Raw genomic sequence first — 12,404 nt, 5'->3', positions numbered from 1 at the left:
CTTTGATCTCGGGGCGCCCGTTAACCACGATGCCTTCGCTTCCGGGCTCTTCAAAAGTGACCCGCAGTAAGGGCGGCCCCCTAAGCCGCCGTGACCGCAGCAACGGATATACACACAAAACGAACTACCACCGGTCGCCATAAAAATAAATATCAAACTCCGCAACCCGCCCTCTGTGCATACCACTGACCTTCAAAAACCCCATCCCAACGCTGTAATTCCACGCCCCACAAAAACCACCCTAATACCACTTAAACTACACCCGAATAAATACCCAGAAAACACTGGCCAACCCCAGAAAAGCAGCGTTGACATGGTATTCAAGTGGTATTAGCTTCCACCCCAATCACCGAGCGACAACGCCCAAAAAACCGCATCGGACAAACAAATGAACAACATCCAGACCCTACGCCCCGACGACACCCAACCCACCCCGCTCTACCTGCAACTGGCCCGCAACCTCGAAGCCGCGATCCACGCCGGCCAATGGAAAGCCGAGCAAGCAATGCCCTCCGAGCGCAGCTTGAGCGAGCAACTGGGCATTTCCCGAGTCACCGCCCGCAAGGCGTTGGAGGTGCTGTTCGAACAAGGCCTGATCCGCCGCAACCAAGGCTCGGGCACGTTCATCACCCCGCGCCTGGAACAACCGCTGTCACGCCTCAGCGGCTTCAGCGAGATGCTCCGGCTCAAAGGCTTCGTACCCGGGTCCCAGTGGCTGGAGCGAGAAATCACCCCGCCGACCCACGAAGAACTGATCCGCCTGGGCCTGTCGCCCACTGACAAAGTCGCCCGGCTCAAACGGCTGCGCAAGGCCGACGATACGGTCATGGCCATTGAGATGAGCACCCTGCCCGCCTCGATTATTCCCAAGCCGCAGGCAGTGGGCGATTCGCTTTATGAATTCCTCGACGGCATCGGCAAACCCGTGGTGCGCGCCCTGCAACACATCCAGGCGATCAACGCCTCGGACGAATTCGCCGCCCTGGTGGGCATCGCCCCCGGCACCGCGATGCTGCTGATGACGCGGGTCGGCTACCTGGAAGACAACACGCCCATCGAAGTCACCGACACCTATTGCCGCAACGACTACTACGACTTCGTCGCCGAGTTGCGGCGCTAGACGATCAGAGAATCCCCATGTCCGAAAACAACATCCTCACCGCCAACGGCTGGATACGCGGCCGCCTGGTCCATGAACAGGGCAAGGTCGTGTCCATCGAAGGCCAGCCCTGCGACCCGACGAGCAACGACCTGCCCTACCTGCTGCCGGGATTCATCGACCTGCATGTGCACGGCGGTGGCGGCAAGGACATCATGGAAGGCGCGCCGGCGTTCGACACCATTGCCCGCACCCATGTGCGCTTCGGCACCACAGCGCTGCTCGCCACCACCATGACAGCGCCGAGCGAAGAGATCGCCAGCGTACTCAAGGCCCTCGGTGAATTCTGCGAACAGCGGACCAGGGGTAGCGCACGAGTCCTGGGTGTGCACTTGGAAGGGCCTTACATCAACCCCGGCAAACTCGGCGCCCAACCGAATTTCGCCCATACCGCGTTGATGGCTGAAGTGGAGACGTACCTGGCCCTGGCGCCGATCCGGGTGATCACCATCGCGCCGGAAATCGCCGGCCACGATGCCTTGATTCGCGCCCTCAGCGCCCGGGGCGTGCGCATGCAGATCGGCCATACCCTCGGCAGCTACGAAGAAGGCGTCGCGGCGCTGGCGGCCGGGGCCAGCAGTTTTACCCATTTGTACAACGCCATGAGCCCGCTGCATCACCGCGAGCCCGGCATCGTCGGCGCGGCGCTGGCCCATGCGCAATATGCCGAGCTGATCCCGGATTTGCTCCACGTACACCCCGGCGCCATGCGCGTGGCGTTGCGTTCGATCCCGTGCCTGTATTGCGTCACCGATTCCACCGCCGCCGCCGGCATGCCCGACGGCGAATACAAGTTGGGCAGCCACACCGTGACCAAATGCCTGGGTGGCGTGCGGCTGGCCGACGGCACGCTGGCCGGCAGCACCCTGACGATGGACCAGGCCCTGCGCAACCTGGTGAAGATCGGCCTGCCGATCGACGAAGCCTCCCGACGCCTGTCGCAATTCCCCGCCGACTACCTCGGCCTGCCCGAGCGCGGGCGCCTGCAATCCGGCGCCTGGGCCGACTGCGTGCGCCTTGACCGTGCCCTGAACCTGATCGACGTGATGGTCGAAGGAGAAGCCATTGACTTCCAAGATGCTTGAAGAGGCCTTGGCCTCGTCCGACGCTGTCGAGCGCCAATTGCAGCGATTGGACCCCGCCCTGCAGGAAATTGCCGGACGCCTGCGCCGCCAACCGCCGCAGGTGGCGATGACCGTGGCCCGTGGCAGCTCCGACCACGCCGCCAGCTATTTTGCCTACCTGACCATGCAACAACTCGGTTTACCGGTGGCCTCGTTGCCGATGTCGGTGGTGACCATGCAGCAGGCGCCGTTGAAGGTCAGTGGCCAGGTGGCGTTCGCGTTTTCTCAATCGGGGCAGAGCCCGGACTTGGTGAACAGCCTGCGCCTGTTGCGCAAGCGCGGCGCCTTGAGCGTGGCGATGGTGAACGCAGAGGACTCTCCGCTGGAAGCGGCCTGTGAATTCAGCGTGCCCCTGTGCGCTGGCATCGAAAGCAGTGTCGCCGCCACCAAAAGCTTCATCGCCACCCTCAGCGCCAGCGCGCGCCTGGTGGCCCATTGGAAAGACGACGCCGAGTTGCTCGAAGCCGGTGCCGCGCTGCCCGAAGGCCTGCGCGAGGCCGCGCGCCAGGATTGGAGCGTTGCCGTTGAGGCGCTGCGTGAATGCCAGCGCTTGATGGTCATCGGCCGTGGCGCCGGGTTCGCCATCGCCCAGGAAGCGGCGCTCAAGTTCAAGGAGACCTCGGCGATCCAGGCCGAAGCCTTCAGCAGCGCCGAGGTTCGCCACGGGCCGATGGCGCTGATCGATGAGCATTATCCGCTGCTGGTATTCGCCCCCCGCGGTGTCGAGCAGGCCGGTGTGTTGAGCCTGGCCGCCGACATGCGCCAGCGCGGCGCCCGGGTGCTACTGGCCGCGCCCGATGACATCGCCGAGCGTGACCTGACGCTGACCCGTGCCGAACACCCAGCCCTGGACCCGATCCTGGCGATCCAGAGCTTTTACCGGATGGCCGCCAACCTGGCCGTGGCCCGAGGCCTGGACCCGGACCAGCCACGGTACTTGAGCAAGGTCACCCGGACCCACTGAACCGATGGCCCTTTAACGCAAGGCCAATAAGACTTCACAGAGAGCGAGCCCATGCCCAACAACAATAAAGAGCTGATCCTCAGCGCCCCACTCAGCGGGCCGGTGCTCACCCTCGCCAACGTCCCGGACGCGGTGTTCGCCAGCGGCGCCATGGGCGACGGGATCGCCATCGATCCGCTGAACGACACCCTCTACGCCCCCTGTGACGGCGAGGTGATCCACGTCGCGCGCACCGGCCACGCTGTGACCCTGCGGGCCGACAACGGCGCCGAACTGCTGCTGCACCTGGGGTTGGACACCGTCGAGTTGCAGGGCAACGGCTTTTCCATGCTGGTCAAGGAAGGCGCGCGGGTCAGCAACGGCCAGGCACTGCTGCGTTATGACGTGGACAGCGTGGCCCGGCGCTGCAAAAGCCTGGTCAGCCTGCTGATCCTCACCAATGGCGAACACTTCCAGGCACGGCCCATTACCCTCAAGGGCGTCAAGGTCGGCGAGCCGTTGCTGCACATCGTCAGCAAGAAACCGAGCGAAACACGCGACGATGAGCCGGACGTCGGCATCGAAGTGTTCGGCCAGATCCGTATCGCCCATCGAGGCGGCCTGCACGCGCGGCCGGCCGCCTTGGTTCGCCAGGCCGCACAAGGGTTCAAGAGTCGCTCACACCTGCACTTCGGTGGCCGCTCGGCGCCCTGCGACAGTGTGATGGGCATGATGGGGCTGGCGATCACCGAACAGGCCGAAGTGCACGTCAGTTGCCGCGGCAGTGATGCCGAAACGGCGTTGCAAGCGCTGCTGAAAACGTTATCCACAGCCTTGGCCGAAGAGGCCCATGTCGCGGCACCACCGGCCAAGGCGCCGAGCCGCACCGCCGAAGATGGTGCGCTCCATGGCGTCTGTGCCGCGCCCGGGCTGGTCAGCGGACCGTTGGTTAGACTCGAAGGTATCCAGTTGCCCGAGGATGTGGGCAGTCACGTCGTTGCAGAACAACGGCAACGGCTGCGCGATGCCTTGGCGCACGTCAGTCGCGACATCGAGTTGACCCTGGAGAACGCCAAGGCCCGGCATCACGTCGATGAGCAAGCGATCTTCAGCGCCCACCTGGCGTTGCTGGAAGATCCGGTCCTGCTGGACGCCGCCTACCTGTCCATCGACCAAGGGAGCGCGGCGGCCCACGCCTGGAGCCGATCCATCGACGTGCAGTGCCAAGTGCTGCGGCAATTGCAAAGCGCGTTGCTGGCCGAGCGCGCCAATGATTTACATGACCTGCGCCAGCGAGTCCTGCGGGCGCTGCTGGGTGAAGCCTGGCAATTCGACGTGCCGGCGGGCGCCATTGTCATCGCCCAGGAGCTGACCCCGTCGGACCTGCTACAACTCAGTGCCCAAGGCGTGGCCGGTGTGTGCATGGCCGAGGGCGGCGCGACGTCCCACGTGGCGATCCTGGCCCGTGGCAAAGGCCTGCCCTGCCTGGTGGCGCTGGGCGAGGCACTGCTTGCACAGGCGCCGGGGCAATCGGTGGTGCTGGACGCGGACGGTGGCCGCCTCGAACTCACGCCAACCGCCGAGCGCCTGGCGCAGGTGCAGCAAGCACAGAAGCGACGCGCAGCCCTGCGCGCCGAGCAACAGACCCTCGCCCACACGCCGGCACGAACCGTCGATGGGGTGCAGGTTGAAGTCGCCGCCAACGTCGCCTCCAGCGCCGAAGCCAGCCAGGCCTTCGCCAACGGTGCAGAGGGCGTTGGCTTGCTGCGCACCGAATTTCTCTTCGTCGACCGCCATACCGCCCCCGATGAAGAAGAACAGCGCCAGGCCTATCAAGCCGTGCTCGATGCCATGGGCGACAGGCCGGTGATCATCCGCACCATCGACGTCGGCGGCGACAAACAATTGGACTACCTGCCGCTGCCGGCCGAAGCCAACCCGGTGCTCGGCCTGCGGGGCATTCGCCTGGCCCAGGCGCGGCCGGAACTGCTGGACCAGCAATTACGCGCCCTGCTGCAAACGCGCCCTCTGCACCGCTGCCGGATTTTGTTGCCGATGGTCACCGAGGTCGACGAACTGCTGCACATCCGCCAGCTCCTCGACACCCTGGGTGCCGAGCTCGGCGTGAGCGAACGCCCGCAGCTGGGGGTGATGATCGAAGTGCCGGCCGCCGCCTTGCTGGCCGAACAGTTGGCCGAGCACGCGGACTTCCTCTCCATCGGCACCAACGACCTGTCCCAGTACACCCTCGCCATGGACCGCGACCACGCCGGTCTCGCCGCCCGGGTCGATGCCCTGCACCCGGCACTGTTGCGGTTGATCGCCCAGACCTGCGCTGGCGCCGCCAAGCATGGGCGTTGGGTCGGGGTGTGCGGGGCCCTGGCCTCCGATCCCCTGGCGACGCCGGTGCTGATCGGCCTTGGGGTACGGGAGCTGTCGGTCAGCCCGCCCCAGGTCGGCGAAATCAAGGACCGCGTGCGTCACCTCGATGCCGCCCAGTGCCTCGGCGTCAGTACCGATTTGCTGAACCTGGCCAGCGCCGCCGCCGTGCGCCAGGCCTGTCACCAACACTGGCCCCTGGGCTGAGCCACGTCGGACAACAATAAAAGGAGAGACGCCATGTACCAGCATTTCATCGAAGGGCTTCAGCGCCTCGGCCGGGCGCTGATGCTGCCCATCGCGATCCTGCCGATCGCCGGCCTGCTGCTGCGCCTGGGTGACACGGACCTGTTGAACATCGCGATCATTCACGATGCCGGCCAGGCGATTTTCGCCAACCTCGCGCTGATCTTTGCCATCGGCATCGCCGTGGGTTTCGCCCGGGACAATAACGGCACGGCCGGGCTGGCCGGGGCCATTGGTTACCTGGTGATGATCGCGACGCTGAAGGTGCTCGACGCGACCATCAACATGGGCATGCTCGCCGGGATCATCAGCGGCCTGTTGGCCGGCGCGCTGTACAACCGCTTCAAGGACATCAAGCTGCCGGAATACCTGGCATTCTTTGGCGGGCGACGCTTCGTGCCGATTGTCACCGGCTTCAGCGCGGTGGGCCTTGGCGTGGTGTTCGGTTTGATCTGGCCACCGATCCAGCACGGCATCAACAGCTTCGGCGAGCTGTTGATGGCCAGCGGCAGCTTTGGTGCGTTCGTCTTCGGTGTATTCAATCGGTTGCTGATCGTCACCGGCCTGCACCACATCCTCAACAACATGGCCTGGTTCATCTTCGGCAGCTTCACCGACCCGACTACCGGAGCGGTGGTCACCGGTGACCTGACCCGCTATTTCGCCGGCGACCCCAAGGGCGGCCAGTTCATGACCGGCATGTTCCCGGTGATGCTCTTCGGCCTGCCCGCCGCCTGCCTGGCGATGTACCGCAACGCCCTGCCCCAGCGGCGCAAGGTCATGGGCGGGATTTTGTTGTCGATGGCGCTGACCTCGTTCCTGACCGGCGTCACCGAGCCCATCGAATTCGCCTTCATGTTCCTTGCGCCGCTGTTGTACCTGGTCCACGCGCTGCTCACCGGCCTGTCGATGGCGGTGACCAATCTGCTGGACATCCACTTGGGTTTTACCTTCTCCGGCGGATTTATCGACATGGTCCTGGGCTGGGGCAAATCCACCAACGGCTGGCTGGTCTTTCCGGTGGGCCTGGCCTATGCGGCGATCTATTACCTGGTGTTCGACTTCTGCATCCGCCGCTTCGACCTGAAGACGCCGGGGCGTGAAGACGTGCCGGCGGGCGACAAACCGGTCATCGCCGAAAACCAGCGGGCCGCCGCCTACATCCAGGCCTTGGGTGGCGCTGACAACCTGATCACACTCGGCGCTTGTACCACGCGCCTGCGGCTGGACCTGGTGGATCGCAACAAGGCGTCCGACGCCCAACTCAAGGCCCTCGGCGCCATGGCTGTGGTTCGCCCCGGCAATGGCGGCAGCTTGCAGGTGGTGGTGGGGCCGATGGCCGACAGCATCGCCGATGAGATCCGCTTGGCATTGCCTTCTTCCGATAGGCCAGTCAGTGCGCCCGCGAACGCCGTGATCGAGCCGGCCCTGACGACCATTGTCTCGGAGGCCGAAGCACAACAATGGCTCGATGCCCTGGGCGGTGGCGGGAATGTGTTGCAGCTCGATTACGTGGCGACGAGCCGTTTGCGGGTGCGGTTGGCTGATGGCAAGGGGTTGTCGGAAAGCCAGCTCAAGGCGCTGGGTTGCCAGGGGATCAGTTCGCTGGAAGGCGGGGTTTGGCACTTGTTGCTAGGGGAGAAAGCGCCGGGGTTGTGGCGGGCGTTGGAGGCGGTGGTGCTGAGTCGTAAGGCGGATGTCAAAGCCTAGGCCTTCGCCGACTGCCTGGCCCCTTCGCGAGCAAGCCCGCTCCCGCAGGTCTGATGTCGTTCACAAGTTCTGTGGACAATACAAATCCACTGTGGGAGCGGGCTTGCTCCGGGCGGCGATCGACGAAGGGGCCTGCACACACCCAACACCTATATCTGACACACAACAATCCCGTGGCGAGGGAGCTTGCTCCCGCTCGGTTGCGCAGCAACCGCCAAAAAGCTTAGGGCCGCTACGCAGCCCAGCGGGAGCAAGCTCCCTCGCCACAAGGGTTCGTGTACACAGAATCGCACGCAAAAAAAAACCGCTGATTAGATCAGCGGTTTTTTTTATTTGGGCGGAGGGAAAATCAGAAATCCTCCAACCGCCATACCTCATACGCCGGTGTCTCGTAGGGATGGCTCTGCTTCAGCGCCTCCACCACGGGGCGAATCAACGCATCGGCCACCACCAGCTCCACCTTCCATTCCTCGACCTGCTCGACCTGCCCCGCCTCGCCAATGAACGGCTGGCTGCCGTCCAAAGGGCGAAACTGGCCCAGGCCCAGTACTTGCCAGGCGCAGTGGTCATAGTCGCCGATTCGCCCGCCACCGGCAGCGAATACGGCGTTTTTGACCTCGTCCACATGGCTGTCCGGGACGAAGAAGCAGAGCTTGTACACCGTCTTAGTTCACCCAGACGCGCGCGTTGCGGAACATGCGCATCCATGGCGCGTCTTCGTTCCAGTCGTCCGAACGCCACGAGTTCTGCACCGCGCGGAACACCCGCTCCGGGTGCGGCATCATGATCGTGACGCGGCCGTCGCGGCTGGTCAGGCCGGTGATCCCGCGCGGCGAGCCGTTCGGGTTGGCCGGGTAGGTTTCGGTGACCTTGCCATGGTTGTCGACAAAACGCAGCGACACACAACCGGACAGGTCGGCTTCGAGCAAGGCTTCTTCGCTTTCGAATTCCGCGTGGCCTTCGCCGTGGGCGATGGCGATCGGCATGCGCGAACCGGCCATGCCCTGCAGGAAGATCGAGTTCGATTCCTGGACCTGGACCATCGCCACGCGGGCTTCAAACTGCTCGGAACGGTTACGCACAAAGTGCGGCCAGAACTCGCTGCCCGGAATCAGCTCGTGCAGGTTGGACATCATCTGGCAACCGTTGCACACGCCGAGGGTGAAGCTGTCGGTGCGTTCGAAGAAACCTTGGAACGCATCGCGGGCGCGGCTGTTGAACAGCGCCGACTTGGCCCAGCCTTCACCGGCGCCCAGTACGTCGCCGTAGGAGAAACCGCCACAAGCGACCATGCCCTTGAAGTCGTTCAGGTCGACACGACCGGCCAGGATGTCGCTCATGTGCACGTCGATCGCGTTGAAACCGGCGCGGTCGAACGCTGCCGCCATCTCCACCTGACCGTTGACGCCCTGCTCGCGCAGGACCGCCACTTGTGGGCGAATGCCTTTCTTGATGTAAGGCGCGGCCACGTTGTCGTTGACGTCGTAGCTGAGCTTGGCGCTCAGGCCCGGGTTGTCTTCTTCCAGCAGCGCGTCGAATTCCTGCTCGGCGCACTCGGCGTTGTCCCGCAGGCGCTGGATCTGGTAGCTGGTTTGCGCCCACTGGCGCTGCAACAGGCGACGCTGGCCTTCAAAGACGGTGTCGCCGTTGAAGGTAATGTTGATGTGCGCGTTGTTGATCGGCTGGCCGATCACCGAGACGCAATCGGCCAGGCCGGCCGCGCTGAACTGGGCAAGGATGTCTGGCGTGGCGTCCTGGCGAACCTGGATCACGGCACCCAGTTCTTCGTTGAACAGGATGGCTGGGATCTCGGCCTTGGATTCGGCAACGCTGTCCAGGGTCAGGCTCAGGCCGCAGTGACCGGCGAAGGCCATTTCCACCACGGTGGTCAGCAAACCACCGTCGGAGCGGTCGTGGTAGGCCAACAGGTGACCATCGGCGTTGAGGCCCTGGATCACGGCGAAGAACGCCTTCAGGTCTTCGGCATCATCGACGTCCGGTGCTTGCGAGCCGAGCTTGCCATGCACCTGGGCCAGGATCGAGGCGCCCATGCGGTTCTGGCCACGGCCCAGGTCGATCAGGATCAGGTCGGTGGTGCCCTTGTCCATGCGCAGTTGCGGGGTCAGGGTCTGGCGGATATCGGTGACAGGCGCAAAACCGGTCACGATCAGCGACAGCGGCGAGGTTACGCTCTTGTCCACGCCTTCATCGTTCCAGCGCGTGGCCATGGACATGGAGTCCTTGCCCACTGGAATGGTGATGCCCAGCTCAGGGCACAGCTCCATGCCGACCGCCTTGACGGTGTCGTACAGGCGGGCGTCTTCACCCGGGTGGCCGGCGGCGGACATCCAGTTGGCCGACAGCTTGATGTCGGACATCTTGCCGATGCGCGACGCCGCGATGTTGGTCAGGGTCTCGCCGATCGCCATGCGGCCCGAGGCCGGGGCGTCCAGCAGCGCCAGCGGCGTGCGCTCGCCCATCGCCATGGCTTCGCCGGTGTAGACGTCGAAGCTGGTGGCGGTCACGGCCACGTCAGCCACCGGCACCTGCCATGGGCCGACCATCTGGTCGCGGGCCACAAGGCCGGTGATGGTACGGTCGCCGATGGTGATCAGGAAGCTCTTGCTCGCCACGGCCGGGTGATGCAGCACGCGCTCGATGGAATCCGCGATGTCGAGGGTGGACGGATCGAAATCGTCGCCCAGCTCCGCTTCGCGGACCGCCGAACGGTGCATGCGCGGGGCCTTGCCCAGCAGCACTTCCAACGGCATGTCCACCGGGCTGTTGCCGAAGTGGCTGTCGGTGACGGTCAGTTGTGGCTCAGCGGTGGCTTCACCCACCACCGCGAATGGGCAACGCTCGCGCTCGCAAATGGCCTGGAAGCGTTCGAAGTCGGCCGGGCCGACCGCCAGGACGTAACGCTCCTGGGATTCGTTGCTCCAGATTTCGTGCGGGGCCATGCCCGGCTCGTCGTTTGGAATGTTGCGCAGTTCGAAGCGGCCACCGCGACCACCGTCGTTGACCAGTTCCGGGAAGGCGTTGGACAGGCCGCCCGCGCCGACGTCGTGGATGAAGCTGATGGGGTTGTGCTCACCCAACTGCCAGCAACGGTCGATGACTTCCTGGCAACGGCGTTCCATTTCCGGGTTTTCCCGTTGGACCGAAGCGAAGTCCAGGTCGGCCGAGCTGGTGCCGGTGGCCATGGAGGAAGCCGCGCCGCCACCCAGGCCGATCAACATGGCCGGGCCGCCGAGGACGATCAGCTTGGAGCCGACCAGGATCTCGCCTTTCTGCACGTGTTCGGCGCGGATGTTGCCCATGCCGCCAGCGAGCATGATCGGCTTGTGGTAACCACGGACTTCTTCACCACGGGGAGTGGTGATGGACTGTTCGAAGGTCCGGAAGTAACCGGTCAGGGCCGGACGGCCGAATTCGTTGTTGAACGCCGCGCCGCCCAGGGGACCTTCGATCATGATGTCGAGGGCGTTGACGATGCGCTCAGGCTTGCCGTACGGCTTTTCCCATGGCTGCTCGAAGCCCGGGATCTGCAGGTTCGACACGGTGAAGCCGGTCAGGCCGGCCTTGGGCTTGGCACCGCGACCTGTGGCGCCTTCGTCGCGGATCTCGCCACCGGAACCGGTGGACGCGCCCGGGAACGGGGCAATGGCGGTCGGGTGGTTGTGAGTCTCGACCTTCATCAGGATGTGCACCGGCTCCTGGACCGCACCGTACTGGCGGGTCTCGGGGTTCGGGTAGAAGCGACCGGCAACGCTGCCGACGATCACCGCCGCGTTGTCCTTGTAGGCCGACAGCACACCTTCGTTGTGCATCTGGTAGGTGTTCTTGATCATGCCGAACAGGCTTTTTTCCTGGTCCTGGCCGTCAATGTCCCAACTGGCGTTGAAGATCTTGTGGCGGCAGTGCTCGGAGTTGGCCTGGGCGAACATCATCAGTTCGATGTCGTGGGGGTTGCGCTTCAAGCCCTGGAAGGCGTTGACCAGGTAATCGATCTCGTCTTCGGCCAGGGCCAGGCCCAGCTCGGCGTTGGCTTTTTCCAGCGCGGCACGGCCACCGCCCAGTACGTCGATGGCGGTCAGGGGCTTGGGTTCGGCGTGACTGAACAGACCGGCGGCCTGCTCCAGGTTGCCGAGCACGACCTGGGTCATGCGGTCATGCAGGCCTTCGGCGATCAACTGGGCCTCGGCCTCGCTGAACTCACCGGCGACATAAAAGGCAATGCCGCGCTCCAGGCGCTGGATTTTCGCCAGGCCGCAGTTGCGGGCGATGTCGCTGGCCTTGCTCGACCACGGCGAAATGGTGCCGAAACGCGGCAACACCAGGAACAGGCGACCGGCCGGCTCCTGGACAGGAACACTGGGGCCGTACTTCAGAAGGCGCGCGAGCACCTGCTGTTCGTCGCCGGTCAAACCGCCGGTGACTTCGGCGAAGTGAGCGAATTCAGCATACAAGCCACTGACAGCCGGAACCTTCTGGCTCAGTTGCTCAAGGAGTTTGCTGTGGCGAAAGGCAGAAAGGGCAGGAGCGCCGCGCAGGATCAACATCTTCGGGACAGCCTCGGGAAGGGGGTGTGCTTTGAGGCCGTGCATTCTAGCCTAAACCGCCGGCAACGGCACCCGAAACGGCACGCGCGGTGCTGGCCGAATGTCGGTCTTTGCGTGCACGGCGGTATTGGACACCCGTGCCAAGGTTCGCGCACAGATATTTTTCAGCGGCGCAAAGCCCGCCACAGCCCGGCCGGCCGGTGTTGCGGACATGTTTTGCAACGGCTAGCAGACTGGCCTTTTGCTGTCGAGATATGGCGGTAGGGGCCGTTTGCGTATAC

Annotated in this window: 7 protein-coding genes; 5 read left to right on the top strand and 2 right to left on the bottom strand. The window is 64.4% G+C overall.

What is annotated here, in order from left to right:
• Positions 1-388: 388 nt before the first annotated feature.
• The 5 genes from M1D99_RS06410 to nagE are packed head-to-tail and all read left to right on the top strand — an operon-like array spanning position 389 to position 7,561.
• Positions 389-1,120 (top strand): GntR family transcriptional regulator, encoded by a 732-nt coding sequence (locus M1D99_RS06410; RefSeq protein WP_181286541.1) that lies wholly within the window; start codon positions 389-391, stop codon positions 1,118-1,120.
• Between the two features lie 17 nt (positions 1,121-1,137).
• On the top strand, positions 1,138-2,244 hold the full coding sequence (gene nagA, locus M1D99_RS06405; protein ID WP_458131531.1) for an N-acetylglucosamine-6-phosphate deacetylase: 1,107 nt from the start codon (positions 1,138-1,140) through the stop codon (positions 2,242-2,244).
• Positions 2,225-3,247 (top strand): SIS domain-containing protein, encoded by a 1,023-nt coding sequence (locus tag M1D99_RS06400; RefSeq protein ID WP_458131530.1) that lies wholly within the window; start codon positions 2,225-2,227, stop codon positions 3,245-3,247. The genes nagA and M1D99_RS06400 overlap by 20 nt, the downstream gene beginning before the upstream one ends.
• 51 nt (positions 3,248-3,298) lie before the next feature.
• Positions 3,299-5,812, top strand: coding sequence for a phosphoenolpyruvate--protein phosphotransferase (gene ptsP / locus M1D99_RS06395; protein WP_458131529.1), 2,514 nt, complete (start codon positions 3,299-3,301; stop codon positions 5,810-5,812).
• A gap of 33 nt (positions 5,813-5,845) precedes the next feature.
• Positions 5,846-7,561: an N-acetylglucosamine-specific PTS transporter subunit IIBC gene (nagE, locus tag M1D99_RS06390; protein ID WP_458131528.1), complete on the top strand. Its 1,716-nt coding sequence runs from the start codon at positions 5,846-5,848 to the stop codon at positions 7,559-7,561.
• 349 nt (positions 7,562-7,910) lie between these two features.
• On the opposite strand, the gene M1D99_RS06385 is transcribed toward nagE, so the two are convergent.
• Positions 7,911-8,222 carry a YqfO family protein gene (locus tag M1D99_RS06385; RefSeq protein ID WP_186705180.1) on the bottom strand — a complete coding sequence of 104 codons (312 nt, stop codon included), beginning with the start codon at positions 8,220-8,222 and terminating at the stop codon, positions 7,911-7,913.
• A 4-nt stretch (positions 8,223-8,226) separates the two neighbouring features.
• Positions 8,227-12,123: a phosphoribosylformylglycinamidine synthase gene (purL, locus tag M1D99_RS06380; protein WP_186705179.1), complete on the bottom strand. Its 3,897-nt coding sequence runs from the start codon at positions 12,121-12,123 to the stop codon at positions 8,227-8,229.
• Between the last annotated feature and the right edge of the window lie 281 nt (positions 12,124-12,404).

The organism is Pseudomonas sp. R3-41 (assembly GCF_054161485.1).
Note: the sequence above shows the minus strand (reverse complement) of the source record. Positions and strands in the feature narration are given on the sequence as shown.